The sequence below is a fragment of the uncultured Fluviicola sp. genome (assembly GCF_902168135.1).
GTDB lineage: Bacteria > Bacteroidota > Bacteroidia > Flavobacteriales_D > Crocinitomicaceae > Fluviicola.
The window spans coordinates 1-15727 of record NZ_CABHOL010000047.1; the positions used below are offsets into that span (position 1 = coordinate 1).

General features: G+C 42.6%; 13 protein-coding genes. 11 read left to right on the forward strand and 2 right to left on the reverse strand.

Going from position 1 to position 15727, the window contains the following annotated elements; translation table 11 throughout:
• Positions 1–44: 44 nt before the first annotated feature.
• The 3 genes from QZT69_RS15880 to QZT69_RS15890 all read left to right on the forward strand — a co-directional run bounded on the left by QZT69_RS15880 (position 45) and on the right by QZT69_RS15890 (position 3511).
• A complete protein-coding gene (locus QZT69_RS15880) occupies positions 45–470 on the forward strand; it encodes a hypothetical protein (protein ID WP_294677124.1) in 426 nt (141 codons plus the stop codon).
• Positions 471–473: 3 nt separating this feature from the next.
• Complete coding sequence (locus QZT69_RS15885; RefSeq protein WP_294677125.1) at positions 474–3008, forward strand: PKD domain-containing protein; 2535 nt, start codon at positions 474–476, stop codon at positions 3006–3008.
• A gap of 107 nt (positions 3009–3115) precedes the next feature.
• A complete protein-coding gene (locus tag QZT69_RS15890) occupies positions 3116–3511 on the forward strand; it encodes a hypothetical protein (RefSeq protein WP_294677126.1) in 396 nt (131 codons plus the stop codon).
• Positions 3512–3514: 3 nt separating this feature from the next.
• Here QZT69_RS15890 and QZT69_RS15895 read toward each other — a convergent pair whose 3' ends face one another.
• Together QZT69_RS15895 and QZT69_RS15900 are read right to left on the reverse strand one after the other, a co-directional pair.
• A complete protein-coding gene (locus QZT69_RS15895; protein ID WP_294677127.1) occupies positions 3515–4378 on the reverse strand; it encodes a nucleoside phosphorylase in 864 nt (287 codons plus the stop codon).
• A gap of 135 nt (positions 4379–4513) precedes the next feature.
• The gene (locus QZT69_RS15900; protein ID WP_294677128.1) at positions 4514–5251 is read right to left on the reverse strand and encodes a DUF4197 domain-containing protein; all 738 of its coding nucleotides are present in this window, start codon (positions 5249–5251) and stop codon (positions 4514–4516) included.
• Positions 5252–5310: 59 nt separating this feature from the next.
• On the opposite strand from QZT69_RS15900, the gene QZT69_RS15905 reads away from it, so the two are divergent.
• The 8 genes from QZT69_RS15905 (at position 5311) to QZT69_RS15940 (ending at position 15550) form a co-directional block, all read left to right on the forward strand.
• On the forward strand, positions 5311–6567 hold the full coding sequence (locus QZT69_RS15905; RefSeq protein ID WP_294677129.1) for a competence/damage-inducible protein A: 1257 nt from the start codon (positions 5311–5313) through the stop codon (positions 6565–6567).
• 67 nt (positions 6568–6634) lie between these two features.
• On the forward strand, positions 6635–6871 hold the full coding sequence (gene rpmB, locus QZT69_RS15910) for a 50S ribosomal protein L28 (RefSeq protein WP_294677130.1): 237 nt from the start codon (positions 6635–6637) through the stop codon (positions 6869–6871).
• Positions 6872–6934: 63 nt separating this feature from the next.
• Positions 6935–7123 (forward strand): 50S ribosomal protein L33, encoded by a 189-nt coding sequence (gene rpmG / locus QZT69_RS15915; RefSeq protein ID WP_294677131.1) that lies wholly within the window; start codon positions 6935–6937, stop codon positions 7121–7123.
• Between the two features lie 82 nt (positions 7124–7205).
• Positions 7206–7355: a DUF4295 domain-containing protein gene (locus QZT69_RS15920; RefSeq protein WP_294677132.1), complete on the forward strand. Its 150-nt coding sequence runs from the start codon at positions 7206–7208 to the stop codon at positions 7353–7355.
• Positions 7356–7437: 82 nt separating this feature from the next.
• Complete coding sequence (ftsY, locus tag QZT69_RS15925; RefSeq protein WP_294677133.1) at positions 7438–8394, forward strand: signal recognition particle-docking protein FtsY; 957 nt, start codon at positions 7438–7440, stop codon at positions 8392–8394.
• A gap of 92 nt (positions 8395–8486) precedes the next feature.
• The gene (locus QZT69_RS15930; RefSeq protein ID WP_294677134.1) at positions 8487–8837 is read left to right on the forward strand and encodes a hypothetical protein; all 351 of its coding nucleotides are present in this window, start codon (positions 8487–8489) and stop codon (positions 8835–8837) included.
• 164 nt (positions 8838–9001) lie between these two features.
• Positions 9002–14425 (forward strand): PKD domain-containing protein, encoded by a 5424-nt coding sequence (locus QZT69_RS15935; RefSeq protein ID WP_294677135.1) that lies wholly within the window; start codon positions 9002–9004, stop codon positions 14423–14425.
• An 84-nt stretch (positions 14426–14509) separates the two neighbouring features.
• Positions 14510–15550, forward strand: a complete 1041-nt coding sequence (locus QZT69_RS15940) for an amidohydrolase family protein (RefSeq protein ID WP_294677136.1) — start codon at positions 14510–14512, stop codon at positions 15548–15550.
• Positions 15551–15727 lie beyond the last annotated feature (177 nt).

Sequence of the window (15727 nt, forward strand, 5' to 3'; positions counted from 1 at the left end):
ATTTACTTTAATTTTAACCCGTTATAGAACTATTATTACTTTTTATGAAACTACTACTAAGGGGATCTCTCACCCTGATTTTATTACAGCTTTTCTCTTTTTCCTACGGACAAACTGTTACTCAGCAGTTAACTCTTGAACAGGTCACTGGTAGGTTAAATGATGTTTATGGAAGCAATTTTCTGCTTCAGAACCCGGAATTGCCGGCTGTTTATGCTAAGATTATAAATGAACGGATAGATTATATCGTAACTGCCGCTACAACTGATGAAAAGTATGCTCTTTTGTCATCTGTGCCACTGATGACAAAATTGAATCCTGAAATCCAAGGCGCAAATTTTTTGAATTTTAATCTGAATGAGTTTAATCCTCTGGCTTATTACATTGATTACTTTTCAGATAGAACTCAAGTTTACCGCGTCGACAATACGGACTATATTATGGTTATAAAACCCGTTACCAGAAACTAGATCATGAAAAATATATTACTGCAACTACACAAAATAACCTTAATAGGGTTATTCCTGGCTTTTAACGCTCAAATTTCCTGGTCTCAATCGGATGAATGCGCTACCGCTCCTGCTTTAACGGTTGGAACATCCTGTGTAACTTCAAACTGGAATGTTCAATCATTATGGACTACATCAGGAATTGCCAATCCCGGGTGTGCATCAGCCAATTTTCGTGACGGGTGGTTTTCCTTTGTGGCAACATCTGCAACATCTAATGTGAACTGTACAAATACCAACAGAACTATGGCGGTAGCTGTTTATTCCAGTTGCGCTGCAGCAAGCTTATTGGCATGTGCTGATGCTGTTGCAACTCAGGGTACTGAAACATTAAATGTTCCGACAGTGGTGGGAAATACCTATTACATCCGAATCATTCGGACAAATAATGACAACAATAATGATATGAACGGGACTATTTGTGTTACATCAACGGTTTCATCTGGTTCAATCACTATGACGAACGGAAATACAAGCACTTGCGGAACTACTTTTCTTGATCCGGGTGGTAATTCTGATTATGCTGATAACTCTGACTTTACGTATACGATTTGTCCTTCGACTGCTGGTGCAAGAGTTCAGGCAGTATTCACAGCCTTTGCAACCGAACTTGATTTTGATTATCTATATGTTTATGATGGAAACTCAACTGGGGCAGCTCTTTTGGGAACGTATACCGGATCGACCAATCCGGGTACGATTGCTGCATCTGTTGGAAATGCAACCGGCTGTTTAACATTCAGGTTTACCTCTGACGGATCCAGTGTAGATGCCGGATGGTCTGCAGATATTTCATGTATTTTCTCTTGTCAAACGATCACGTCTAACTGGGTAAGTTCGAACGAAGCTCCGGGAGGCGACGGTATTATCCGAATTTGTCAGGGGCAGAGTATTAACCTGGTAGGGAGCGGTACATTCGGAACTTCCGGAACAGGCGCAACTTATGCCTGGAACATGGGGAATGGTGTAATCGTAAATGGCGCCAACATCAATTACACTTATCCGGCTGTGGGGAGTTACCTGGCAAACCTCATTATAACCGATCCGGACGGATGTACAAATACGAATTCGATTAACAGGAATATCCAGGTTTCGACTACACCAACGATCAGTACTTCTGCAACGCCTGCAACCTTATGTACAAATCAAACATCGGCTTTAGCTGCGAATGTGACAATGACTCCCTATGTCATTAACTGTACACCTCCTGTTTCCGGTACCACTTTTTTGCCTGATGGGTCCGGGGTTTCTTACTCAACTTCAATTACAACGAATTGTTATAGTCCGAGTGCAACTGTAGCTACAGCTGCGGATATCACCAATATTTGTTTGAATATGGAACACTCTTATTCCGGGGATTTATCGATAGAAATTCAATGTCCGAATGGACAATCTACCAGTTTGATCACTTTTCCTTCGGGAACTGGTTCTGCAAATTTAGGCATTCCTTGGTCAGAAGGGACAGTAGATGGAAGTTCATCAACAATTACACCAGGGGTAGGTTCCACGTATTGTTTTTCAATGACTGGAGGTACTGCATGGGCCAGTGCTTCTGTATCCGGGGGGACCTTTCCGGATGGAGATGGTCCAGGAACGTATACGGATACTTACATTCCTGCCGGAACATATACACCAATGGAAGGTTTTGCCAATTTGGTTGGGTGTCCTTTAAACGGGGATTGGACTATCGTTGTAACCGATAATACCGGTTTTGATAATGGCTATATTTTTGACTGGGATATCAATTTCAATGCTGCTCTTCTATCTGCTTCTTCATTTACACCAACAATTGTTTCCCAGGGGTGGGTAGCTGCAACAACGCTTTCAAGTACGGGTGCAACAACAGCGAACGTAACACCAACGAACCAGGGAACTCCTTGTTTTACATACAGTGTAACGGATAATTTCGGATGTACTTATACACAACCGCAATGTATTACTGTTAACTGTGGAACTTCAATGCCTGTCGGATTAGTAAGCTTTGAAGCAACTGCATTAAATAATAATGTTGTTAGATTAAACTGGGAAACAAGTTCCGAGCAAAACAACGATTACTTTGTAATTGAGAGATCCATTAGTGGTGAAGATGGCTGGGAGGCAATTGCAACCGTTGATGGTGCGGGTAATTCCGAAACACCGAATGACTATACGGATGTTGATAATATGCCGTTAAACGGGATTTCTTATTACCGTTTAAGACAAGTTGATTTTAACGGACAGGAACGCGTTCACGAAATGGAATCTGTTTACATTGATGGTATTGGAATGGGGGATTTGGTGATCTTCCCGAATCCGGCAACCGGTCTTGTAACTTTGAAAGGTGATATTGTTTCTTTGAGCACATTTAAATTGTTGAATGCAATGGGACAGGATATCCGCATGAATGTTTCTTCCTATAAACAGGGAGACGGATCATTGGTGCTGGATATTTCTTCATTGAGAGCCGGTGTTTACATCGTTAAGAACGGTTCCAAAGTATATTCATTGGTGAAGCAATAAAATAGTTTTTAATAGGTAGGAGTGGGCGCGCGATTCATTGTGCGCCCACTATTTTTATGGCTGATATTAGAAATATATTCCCTATTTTGCAGACAAATTAATGAAAGATGAAATACCTGGTTGGAGCAGTTATTGCTTTGTTTTTACTGAGCGGAATAGTTTCCTGCGGTGCTAAAGAAGAAGAAAAAGCAGCTGTTGGAGTAGATCAAAGTACACCTGAATATAAAGCATATGATATTGTGCAGAACCTGAAAGTCGTCAAAGATCTGAAGGCAAGTGCCGAAGCGAAGAATCAATCCATTTCATTGAAAATGAGTAAAGATTTACTGAATAAGGGGAATGGATTTTACTGGTTCCAGGTGGTTCAGCATGTTGGCAGTGCAACTGTTGTTAAGTTGAATTTAACGGTACACGAAAAGACATTCGATGTATTGATCCGTGATGATGAAAGTGGTGATAACCTCACTCCTGAAGAATACGAGGCCAAGTATCCTGCGGAATAATCCCTAGATTCGGTCTAATACATATTGAATTAATCCGTTCATTTCGGATTCGTAGCCTTTGCTGAATTCCATGCGCGGTCGATTTGCAATTCCCAGGCAGATGGTAATGCATTGGTGGCCCATGGCTTTGCCTAAAGCGAAAAGAGCGGAGCTTTCCATTTCAAAATTCACTACCCGGTGATTTTCAAAAGAAAATTGTTCCAGTTTTTCATTGACTTCCGAAGTCCTGGTACCAAGACGAAGTGATCTTCCTTGCGGAGCATAAAATCCCGAACTTGTAACAGTAATTCCTCTTCGTACTTTTTCTCCATCCAGTTTTCGGACCCAAGCAGGTGAACTTTCCGAACAATATGGGATAACCTCTTCAGGGAATCCTACAAAAGTATCCAGGGCTTGTGCAATGGACTTTTCTTCAGGATTGAATTCAATGGGGTAAAAGTGGGCCACATTGTCGATTCCAACCGCATGAGTAGAAAGGATGTAACTGTGCACATCAATATCTGCCTGCAGGATCCCGCAGGTGCCGATCCGTATTAAATTCAATGAAGTAAGCTCTTTTTTATTTTCCCGGTTTTCCAGGTCGATATTTACCAGTGCATCCAATTCATTGATTACAATATCAATGTTATCCGTTCCGATTCCGGTTGAAAGGGCGGTAATTCTTTTTCCTTTATAAGTTCCGGTATGACAAACAAACTCACGGTGTTTGGACTGATGAGTAATTTCATCAAAGAAAGCAGAAATAGACGCAACACGGTCCTGGTCACCTACCAATAAAATAGTCGCAGCAATATCTTGGGGAGATACTCCCAAATGGTAGATATGTCCTTTGGAATCTAATACCAGTTCTGATGCAGGATACTTCATTTAATGGAAAGTTGAAAATTTTAAAATGTAAAAGTTAATGAAAAAATTGGGAAGTAAATTGCATGGATCTGCTTCAGTGTTTTATTGAAAGCATTGTTTGTACTTCTTTTCAATTATCCATTATTCCATTGTCCATTATTTTTTGATGCTTCCGAATACCTTAGTAAGCAAATCTGTTACGCGTGCGGCAGGATCTTTACGAATTTTATTTTCTTCCTTTTCCACCATTTGGAATAACCCGGAAATCGCTCTTTCAGTGATGTATTGGTTCAGGTCCGGATTGATTTTCTCTCCTCCGGTCAAACTCATCGCGCTGTTGTATTTGGTAATGATCGGGTTCCAGTATTCCGTTAGCTTTACTTTAGAAATAGCATCTTTCACTTTTGGAGAAAAGGCTGCTACTAACTTGGAAGTCGTGTTGTCTTTCAGGAAACGCGTTGCAGCTCCGTCACCGCCGTTTAGAATACTAAATCCGTCCGAGATACTCATATTCAGGATTGCATCCTTGAAAATAGGAAGTGCTTCTTTGGTAGCCTCTTCGGCAGCTCTGTTGAGTGTTGTTTCAAACTTTTCTACTTGTCCGCTAAGTCCCCAGTCCATTGCCTTCTGGCGTACTTTTAAAGCATCAGGAGGGAAAGGCAGGCGAATGGCATCGTTTTTCAGAAAACCATCCGTTACTGAAGTTAAATTCACCGAATTTTGAATGCCTACCGTGAGCGCTTCTTTCAAACCGGAAATCACTTCTGCATTTGTAAGTGCCGGGGTTGTGTTTGTTCCGGTGTTTAATGCTCCGGCAGCTTCTTTTACTGTTTCACAAGCCTGTAAACCGACAATTATACTGCCTAAAGCGAGGATTCGTGTGAATTTTCTCATGGGATAATTTTTTATGTTCAAACTTAAGAATAATTTTGTCTCAGCTCAAAAACAGTACCATGATTAATGTTGAAATAATTTCTATCGGAGATGAATTGTTGATCGGACAGACAATTAATACAAATGCTTCATGGATGGGGTCTCGACTGGCACTCGAGGGGATGAAGGTTTCTTATGTTGCAACTATCTCGGATACCTGGGAAGCAATTACGGGTGCTTTGACGGATGCTCACAAGAGAAGCCAGGTAGTTTTGATCACCGGAGGTTTGGGACCTACAAAAGACGATATCACCAAACAGGTTCTTTGTGCTTACTTTGATACCAAACTGGTTTTGGACCAGAAAGTCCTGGATCATGTGGAATCATTTTTTACAAAGAGAAACCGTCCGATGCTGGAAGTTAATAAGATGCAGGCAATGGTTCCCGAAGCATGTGAGGTCTTATTTAATGAGCAGGGGACCGCTCCCGGAATGTTGTTTGAAAAAGAGGATACCATATTTGTCTCTATGCCGGGAGTTCCCTATGAAATGAAATACCTGATGGAAACCCATGTGGTCCCGCGTTTAACGAATAAATATCCGCTCAGGAAGTTGGTCCAGCGGACTTATTTAACGCAGGGGATAGGGGAGTCTTTCCTGGCCGAAAAGATAAGCGATTGGGAAAACCGGCTGCGTTCCGAAGGACTGGACCTGGCATATCTGCCTTCTCCCGGAATGGTGAAGCTTCGTATCAGTTCCGCTTCCGGGGACCAGGATCGGGTTGCGTCCTACGGAGAGGAGCTTAAAAAAATGATTCCCGGTTATTTATTTGGAGAAGAAGAGGATACATTGCCTGAAGTCGTTGGAAAGTTATTGCTGCAAAAAGGAGCGACCGTTGGGACTGTTGAAAGTTGTACCGGCGGAAGTATTATGGCGGCTTTGACCGGTATTTCAGGGTCATCTTCCTATGTGCTCGGAGGACTAATTACCTATAGCAATGACCTGAAAATGAAGTTGGCCGGAGTTAGTGGTCAAACCCTGGAAGATTTCGGAGCTGTATCGGAAGAAACAGTATTGGAAATGGCTGCCGGAGGAAAGAAAGTGCTGGATGTGGATTGGTGTGTTTCTGTTTCAGGAATAGCCGGGCCGCTTGGCGGCAGTGATGAGAAACCGGTGGGCACGGTTTGGATAGCAATAGATGGCCCGGATCGAAAAATATCCCGGAAATTTTTATTCGGAACGGATCGTCAAAGAACAGTGCAAATGACGGTGCTTACAGCTTTAAACTTATTACGTTGCGAGATTTTGGGAATAAATATTGAAAAAAAGCAAAGTTAATGTTGCTTAATTGTTAGAATTTGCTTTTCTTTGCACCCGCTTTTAGAATAAGGAAAAATAAAATACAATGTCACGAGTTTGTCAAATCACAGGAAAGTCGGTAATGGTAGGGAACAACGTTTCTCACTCAAACCGCAAAACAAAACGCAAGTTTTACCCGAACTTGTTAACTAAGAAGTTCTACGTACCAGAAGACGATATGTATGTTACATTAAAGATCTCTGCTGCAGCTTTAAGAACAATTAATAAGAAAGGTATTTCTGCGTGTTTGAAAGAAGCACGTGAAAAAGGTTTTTTAAAGTAAGGGTCAGCTGCGGCTGACGATTTTTCCAACCATAGGTTGGGTAACCAATCAAATTGAATTAAAATGGCTAAGAAAGCAAAAGGAAATAGAATCCAGGTTATTTTAGAGTGTACTGAGCACAAAGAGTCTGGAATGGCGGGAACGTCCCGTTACATTACGATGAAAAATCGTAAAAACACTCCTGATCGTTTGGAGATTAAAAAATTCAACCCGATCTTGAAGCGTTATACAGTTCATAAAGAGATTAAGTAAGAGATCCGCCGAGGCGGATCGATTTGATGGCCACCGATAGGTGGGAATAACTTCAGATTAAAAAAATATAAAACATTAAGTCATGGCTAAGAAAGTAGTAGCATCCCTACAAAAAGGTGGAGGAAAAGAGCATACGAAAGTGATCAAGATGGTTAAGTCTAAAACCGGTTCTTTCACATTCAAAGAAGAAATCGTACACAACGATAAAGTAAAAGACTGGTTCAGCAAATAATCAGATTCTTTAAGTTGTAAACTCGATATTGTTTTAAAACCTCTTCGCCGTCGCGGAGGGGTTTTTTTTGTAATTTTGGACTATGGCATTATTTGGTTGGTTTTCGAAGGAAAACAAAGAAACACTTGATAAAGGACTTGAAAAAACAAAGGAAAGTTTTTTCGGTAAGTTAACGCGTTCCCTGGTAGGAAAATCAAGAGTTGATGACGAAGTTCTCGACGAATTGGAAGAGATCCTTATCAGCTCCGATGTCGGGGTAAATACAACTCTGAAAATTATTGATCGAATCAACGAGCGCGTTTCAAGGGATAAATATGTTGGTACGGATGAACTGAACAAAGTCCTCAAAGAAGAAATTGCTTCGTTATTGTCTGAAAATGATAATAACGGACCAAGCGAGTATAATATCCCGAGCCATGACGGAAATCCGCATGTAATTATGGTTGTGGGCGTCAATGGAGTAGGGAAGACTACTTCTATCGGAAAGCTGGCAAACCAATTCAAGAAGGCAGGTAAGAAAGTTGTTTTGGGAGCTGCTGATACATTCCGTGCTGCTGCAGTAGATCAATTGATTATCTGGTCAGAGCGCGTTGGTGTTCCGATTGTTCAGCAGGGAATGGGAGCTGATCCGGCATCTGTTGCTTTTGATGCGCTAAGCTCGGCAAAGGCTCAGGGAGCGGATGTTGTTATTATTGATACGGCAGGACGATTACACAACAAGGTAAACCTGATGAATGAGCTTTCAAAGATCAAACGCGTAATGGAGAAAGTTGTTCCGGATGCCCCTCACGAAATCTTGTTGGTGCTGGATGGTTCTACCGGACAAAATGCATTCGAACAGGCAAAACAATTCGCATTGGCAACCTCTTTGACAGGTTTGATCATAACCAAACTCGACGGAACAGCAAAAGGCGGAGTTGTAATCGGGATTTCAGATCAAATGAGTATTCCTGTACGCTTTATCGGTGTTGGAGAAGGAATTGAAGATCTCCAGGTCTTCCGTAAAGAAGAGTTTGTAGCTTCCATCTTTGGTGAATAAATGTGAAAATCGCTCGATTAAACTGATCATCTGCGAATTTTGTAACTAATTTTATAATTTTAGGTCGTATATTCATGTGACTGTATATTGACATGAATTCGAAATCGCTTAATAAAACAGTTGCAATAGTAGCTTATTGTACCTTGATCGGTTGGATTATTGCACTTGTCAGGGTTTCATCTTTGGAAGGTGAAGAAAGGAAATTTGCTGCTTTTCATTTGCGCCAAATGCTTCTTTTAATGTTGCTTGGAGCGGCTGTAAGCATTGTTGATACCATCTTTTTCTTTGTTCCGTATTTCGGACTTTTTGTAATCAATATTTTATCCTTCACTCTTTTTATTTGTTGGCTGTTAGGATTGATTTCGGCTGTTCAGGGTCAAAAGAAAACCGTTCCTTTTGTGGGAAAAGCAGGCGAAAATATGCTCGGAGATATGTTTGAATGAATTAAAACATTGTTGATAAGTCAATGTTAAAATTTAAACTTTACAACCCCTGTAATCATTTTTTTTTAGTATCATTGGTTCGCTAAAACTAGAATTGAGTGCTCTAAATCAATTATTTCCATCAAGGATTAAGAGTATTCGTTCAAAAAATGAAAACTGCTTTTATGAAAACTAACGGAGTAAAACTACGTGCCCTCTTCGCATGTTTGTTTTTTTCGATGCTCTTTAATGGAGTATCCGCTCAAACAAACGGAATTGTTAGGTGCTACACAGATGAACAAGATGCTATCCTGCATGCAAACCACCCGGAATTAGAATCAACACAACAATTTGAACAATGGATCCAGTCTGAAATGACTGCAAACATGGCGTCCGGTAAAATTATCGGAGGTGTTTACCAAATTCCTGTTGTGGTCCACGTGATCCACAACGGAGAAGCTGTTGGTACGGGAACAAATGTATCTTATGCTGCAATCCAGTCGCAAATCGATGTGCTGAATGAAGATTTCAGAAGAATATTCGGTACCAATGGATACAATACAAACCCGGTAGGTGCAGATACCCAAATTGAATTTTGTCTGGCAAAAAGAAGACCGGATGGTTCTGCGTTCCCTAACGGAGAAGACGGAGTAAACAGGATTCCACGCTCGACAGCCGGTTTTACAGCACCTCCGTATGCAACCAATTATATTGATGCAACCATTAAACCTTATACCTATAACAACGGTACACCTGCAGTTGTTGCGGGCTTTGCCAGAGGCTGGTCGCCGGATAAATACATGAATATCTGGTTGTGTAATATCAGTGGAGGTATTTTGGGATATGCTCAGTTTCCTCAATCTCCTATCGGAGGAATGGGGTGTGGAACGCAAGCTGCAGCGACTGATGGAGTAGTCTTTTTATACAATTCAATCGGGAAAAGTTCCGTTACAGGTTTTCCCGGACCATATAATGAAGGACGAACTGCAACACATGAAATAGGCCACTGGTTGGGATTACGCCATATTTGGGGAGATGGTGGTTGTGGAGTTGATGACTACTGCAATGATACTCCTTTGGCAGGGGGACCAAATTACGGTTGCCCTACCATCAACAGCTGCACGAATGCACCGGACCCGGGAAATGATATGGTAGAAAATTACATGGATTATACGGATGACGACTGTATGAGTATTTTTACCAATGACCAAAAACAACGGATGCGTGCGGTATTAGAGGGATCTCCTATGCGTGTTTCTTTGATTAATTCGGATGCTTGTACTCCTCCAAATCCAAGTGATGCATCCATAACGGACGTTTTCGCACCGGTTGGAGATAACTGTGTGGGAGCAATCACTCCAAGTGTCCAGTTAAAGAACCGCGGATCCAATAACCTGACATCCGCAACAATTTCTTACTCAATTGATAACGGAACCCCGGTAACGTTCAGCTGGACAGGTAACCTGACACCTAATTCAACAGTAACAGTTGCTCTACCCGCATTTACTGCTGCGTTGGGAACACATTCCTTTAGAGCTTATTCCACACTTCCCAATGGGGTTGCAGATCCTTATACCGTTTATGATACTTCGGGAATTGATTTTGTGGTTTCTAACGGTATCATGCCGAATTACACACAGGATTTTGAAGGTCAGTCTTTTCCGCCGGATGCCAGATGGAGAGTTGATAACGTAAATGGTGACTGTTTCAAGTGGTCCCCGGCTTCCGGAATTTCTTCAACAGGATCATTTGTAAATAATATTGCTGAGATTCCTTGTTTCGGGAATAGCTCTACCTCGAACGAGGATTTATATACTCCGGTTTTCCTGCTTCCTTGTAATGCGCTCACAGCAACACTTAAGTTTGATGTGGCATACCGCAGAAGATTATCAGGGTCCAACGACCAGTTAATCGTACAAATTTCCACTGATTGCGGAGCGACATGGACGAATGTGTACAATAAAACAGGTAATGGTGCACAACCTTTGTATCAAAGTGCAACGTTATCCGCGGGAGAATATTATCCTACCGTCGCGGGAGATTGGAGAACAGAAACCATTGATTTGATGTCTTATGTTTCGGCAGCTTCAGACAATATCCGATTCCGTTTCAGAGGAGTTTCCAATAATGGTAATAACATCTTTATTGATAATGTGAAATTTGAAGGAACAACTCCGGGAGAAATCAATGTTACAGCTGCTGGTTCTGATGTGCTTGACGGCGGATTTTATACTTATTCAAATACGCAATCCGGAGGATCTTCAACAGCAACATTTACCGTTACGAATACAGGAACCACGAACCTGACATTGACAAACCCGATCACGGTTACAGGAACCGGTTTTGCGCTTGGAACAGGATTCGGTACAACAACTGTTGCACCGGGCGCTACTACTACCTTTACGGTAACCTTTTCTCCGAATGCGGCTGGTAATTTTACAGGGAATGTTTCCTTTGCTACGAACGACTGCGATGAAGGAACCTATAACTTCGTATTGAATGGTTTGGGAGTTGTTAGCCCGCCGGTGGCAGATTTCTCAGCTGCGCAAACAACCGTGTGTCAGGGGTCTGCAATAACATTTACAAATTTATCCACTTTTGCAACGTCTTATTCCTGGACTTTCACCGGTGGAACTCCATCAACATCAACTGCGGTAAACCCTACAGTTACTTATAACACGGCAGGAACATACGCAGTAACGCTTGTGGCTACAAATGCAAACGGATCGGATACGGAAACCAAGAATGGGTATATAACAGTGGTTGCTTCAACAGCAACAGCTTTACCTTTGAATGAAGGATTTACGACAACGCCTTTCGTTCCAACCGGATGGACACTAGTCAATAATAATGCGTCTCCTACATCATGGGCAAGATCAACAACAGTTGGTTGTGCACCTACTGCAGGAAATTCTATGTGGTTCAATAACTTTGACTACAATGATGCAGATGACGATGAAGTAAGAATAAAGCCGCTTATTTTTACAGGATTTTCTTCTGCTCAAATGACTTTTGATGTAGCTTATGCTCCTTATAATGGTGCGAATTTTGACGGTTTGGAAGTCTTGATCTCTACAAATTGCGGGAGTTCATTTACTTCTGTTTACTCAAAGTCAAACACGACATTGGCAACTGCATCTGCAACCACGTCTGCATTCGTTCCGACAACTGCTCAATGGCGGACGGAAACGATTGACCTGACGCCTTATGTGGGTCAGGCAAATGTGATTATTGCGTTCAAAAACTTGTCCGGTTATGGGAACAATTTGTATGTGGATAACATCAATGTAACCGGAGTAACAGCATCAACACCTCCGACTCCAAGCTTTACAACCGTTTCAAGTACCGTATGCGCCGGGCAAAGTATTACCTATACAAATACGTCAACCGGTTCACCGACATCGTATTCCTGGTCTTTCCCAGGTGGGACACCTTCCACTTCAACGGCTGAAAGTCCAACAGTTACTTATTCAACTGCCGGAACATACAACGTAGTATTAACTGCTACGAATGGTTCCGGGTCAAATACAACCACAATGACCAATTACGTAACTGTAAACGCTGTTCCGGCAGCTCCGACAATTACAACAGGTGGTTCAACAACATTCTGTTCGGGTGGATCCGTTACACTGACTTCGAGTGCAGGAAATTCCTACTTATGGTCAACTGGGGCAACCAGTCAGTCTATTACTGCAACTACAGCAGGTACTTATACTGTTCAAGTCAGCAGCGCGGCAGGTTGTCAAAGTGCGGCGAGTTCAGCAACAACAGTCACCGTGAATCCGACTCCATCGGCACCAACGATTTCTGCAGGCGGAGCGACCACTTTTTGTTCCGGTGGTTCCGTGACTTTAACTTCCACTACCGGAGCTTCGTATTTATGGTCAACAGGAGCAACCACACAATCAATTACGGTAACGACAGCAGGAACTTATACCTGTAAAGTAGTCAGTGGAGGTTGCCAAAGTCCGAATAGTAACTCCATTACGGTAACTATTAATCCGACTCCTGCGGCACCAACCATTACGGCTGGCGGATCAACGACATTCTGTGCGGGCGGATCGGTTACCCTGACTTCCAGTGCCGGTAACTCTTATTTATGGTCGAATGGCGCTACTACCCAATCCATTACCGCAACAACTTCCGGAACTTACACCGTTCAGGTTTCGAACGCTTCCAATTGTCAAAGTGCTGCAAGTTCCGCTACAACGGTAACGGTAAACCCAACTCCGGCTGCTCCGACAATTACCACAGGTGGTTCAACAACATTCTGTGCGGGCGGATCGGTTACCCTGACTTCCAGTGCCGGTAACTCTTATTTATGGTCGAATGGAGCAACCTCGCAGTCCATAACCGCAACAACTTCCGGAACTTATATCGTTCAGGTTTCGAACGCTTCCAATTGTCAAAGTGCTGCCAGTTCAGCTACAACGGTAACGGTAAACCCAACTCCGGCTATTACCTTGGGAACATTGACAAATCCGGCTTCTTGCGGTTCGACAACCGGATCAATTGCGGTTAATGGAACAGGTTCGGGTTCCGTTTCATGGTCCGGAACAGCTTCCGGATCTGCAGCGATAGCATCTTTACCAACGACAATCCCGAATTTGGGTGCAGGGTCATATACAGTTGTTCTGACAAGTGGAGCAGGATGTATTTCCAATACGATCACCGGAAGCTTAACAGATCCGGGAGCACCAACACCTCCGGTAATCACACCAAGTTCGGCAGTTTTATGTCCGGGAGGAACTGTAACGCTGACTTCGTCTTATCCTTCGGGAAATACCTGGTCAACTGCTGAAACAACAGCAGCTATCACCGTTACATCAGCAGGAACGTATTCCGTTCAGGTTACGAATGCAGGATGTACTTCAACATCAGATCCGATCACGATTACAGCAGCGGCATTTAGTGTGAGTGCAGGAGATGATCAGGCTGTTTGTTCGGGTAATTCCATTACTCTGACAGGAGTTTCAACCGGCTCCCCGACTTTAGGATGGGATAATGGAATCCAGGATGGCGTTGCTTTCGTGCCAACAGGGACAACTACTTACACTGTAACAGCAACAGATGGAAACGGATGTGAGTTAACAGACCAGGTTACTGTTACCGTAAATTCAAATCCGACAGTTGGATTTGCAGACTTAGGCCAGGTTTGTACCTATAATCCTGCATTTGCTCTAACCGGAGGAACACCGGCGGGAGGAACATATTCCGGAACCGGAGTTACTGCAGGGAATTTTAATCCGGCGGTAAGCGGTGCAGGAAGTTTCCCGATTACTTATATGTACACGGACGCAAATGGCTGTTCGGGAACTGCGCAAAGTACCATTATTGTTGATCCGTGTTTATCAGTCAGTGAGCATGAGAAATGGAACATGTCTATCTATCCAAATCCATCCGTTGGAAACATTGAGATCGTATCGGACATACCATATTCAACATTGAAAATGATGGATGCACAAGGAAAATTGATCTTCGACATGGAGATCGATGAGTTCGAAAATGTCAAAATGATTGATTTATCTGCTTATGCTAACGGACATTATACCTTGCAGATCCTGGGTGAATTTGGTGTCAAATACCACCAGCTGGTGATTAGTAAGTAATTGCATCTGGCATATAAAAAGTAGGGGCAGAAAATTTTCTGCCCCTACTTTTTTCCTAAATTTGAAGGAAAGATTCCATCAAACATGCAGAAACTAAAGATCAATGGTCACGGACATATCCTGCCTGAACCTTCGGAAATTCCGAAATTCATGCGTGAGAAAAAGTTGTTTTGGATAGATGACGATAAGAAATTCATGAGACAGGATGATTGGGCCCGCCCAATTACAGATCCAAGTTTCTTTTTCGATGAGAAAATCGAATGGATGGAAAGACACAGCATTGATCATGGAGTTATGTTGAACCTTTCGCAGGTTTACTGCAACGGTTGGTCGAAACAAGATGCTTTTGATGCAATCCGCTGGCAGAATGATTTCAATGCAAGCGTACAGGAACGCCGCCCGGATAAATTTACAAGCGGGTTCGTTGTACAGCCTTTATACATGGACGACGCATTGAATGAGATTCGCCGCTGTGTAGAAGATCTCAATATGAATTTATTGTGCCTGCCAACCCACTTTTTGAACAAGGATAACGAATGGCTTTCCGTGGTGGACGACTCAACCCTGCCTTTGTTCGATTTAGCAAATGAATACAAACTGGCAATTGAGATCCACCCTTATGACGGTGAGAAAATGGTTGCACTGAAAGATATGTATTGGCGTTTCCACCTGGTTTGGATGATGGCGCAGACGGCAGATACGCTGCACATGTATGCACTAAAGGATTTTGTCAATAAATATCCGGATATCCGTACTTGTTTTGCACATGGCTGTATGCTTGGCCAGGCAAATTACGGAAGAAGGTTACAAGGATTTGACGGGCGACCGGACCTGTTCACCGAAACAAGGGATCCGCGTGCCAGCTTAGGTCACCCCAACTTGTTCTTTGATACCCTTGTCCATGATTCTTATACACTTCAATTGCTGAAGATCAGGGTTGGTTCCTCTCAAATTGTTGCAGGACTGGATGATCCGTATCCTTTGGGAGAAATGGAAGGTGTTGCAAATTCATACCCGGGAAGAGTTATCGATTTTGCGGTAGAAGTCGGAATTTTGGAACAAAAAGAATCCGATGCAATTTGGTACGATAATGTATTGCGCTGGTTAGGGAAGACTTCAATTTAATGATATGTTTCAACGGATTTTCTTTCTACCGTTTGCTATTGGCATCTTATCCCTTTTTCAGGCTCTTTATGGTTTTTCACAAGAAAGAAAAGATTCACTCGGACACTTACCTATTGAATATGCTCGTTTTGTCAGGAATCAGAACCAGCGGTATGGTTTTTATGAACGGGTAAACAA

Coding starts and splice junctions, on each gene's coding strand:
- QZT69_RS15940 (WP_294677136.1), top strand. CDS start 14,510: ATGCAGAAACTAAAGATCAATGGTCACGGACATATCCTGCCTGAACCT.
- QZT69_RS15920 (WP_294677132.1), top strand. CDS start 7,206: ATGGCTAAGAAAGTAGTAGCATCCCTACAAAAAGGTGGAGGAAAAGAG.
- QZT69_RS15900 (WP_294677128.1), bottom strand. CDS start 5,251: ATGAGAAAATTCACACGAATCCTCGCTTTAGGCAGTATAATTGTCGGT.
- QZT69_RS15905 (WP_294677129.1), top strand. CDS start 5,311: ATGATTAATGTTGAAATAATTTCTATCGGAGATGAATTGTTGATCGGA.
- QZT69_RS15930 (WP_294677134.1), top strand. CDS start 8,487: ATGAATTCGAAATCGCTTAATAAAACAGTTGCAATAGTAGCTTATTGT.
- QZT69_RS15895 (WP_294677127.1), bottom strand. CDS start 4,378: ATGAAGTATCCTGCATCAGAACTGGTATTAGATTCCAAAGGACATATC.
- QZT69_RS15880 (WP_294677124.1), top strand. CDS start 45: ATGAAACTACTACTAAGGGGATCTCTCACCCTGATTTTATTACAGCTT.
- rpmB (WP_294677130.1), top strand. CDS start 6,635: ATGTCACGAGTTTGTCAAATCACAGGAAAGTCGGTAATGGTAGGGAAC.
- QZT69_RS15885 (WP_294677125.1), top strand. CDS start 474: ATGAAAAATATATTACTGCAACTACACAAAATAACCTTAATAGGGTTA.
- QZT69_RS15890 (WP_294677126.1), top strand. CDS start 3,116: ATGAAATACCTGGTTGGAGCAGTTATTGCTTTGTTTTTACTGAGCGGA.
- rpmG (WP_294677131.1), top strand. CDS start 6,935: ATGGCTAAGAAAGCAAAAGGAAATAGAATCCAGGTTATTTTAGAGTGT.
- ftsY (WP_294677133.1), top strand. CDS start 7,438: ATGGCATTATTTGGTTGGTTTTCGAAGGAAAACAAAGAAACACTTGAT.
- QZT69_RS15935 (WP_294677135.1), top strand. CDS start 9,002: ATGAAAACTAACGGAGTAAAACTACGTGCCCTCTTCGCATGTTTGTTT.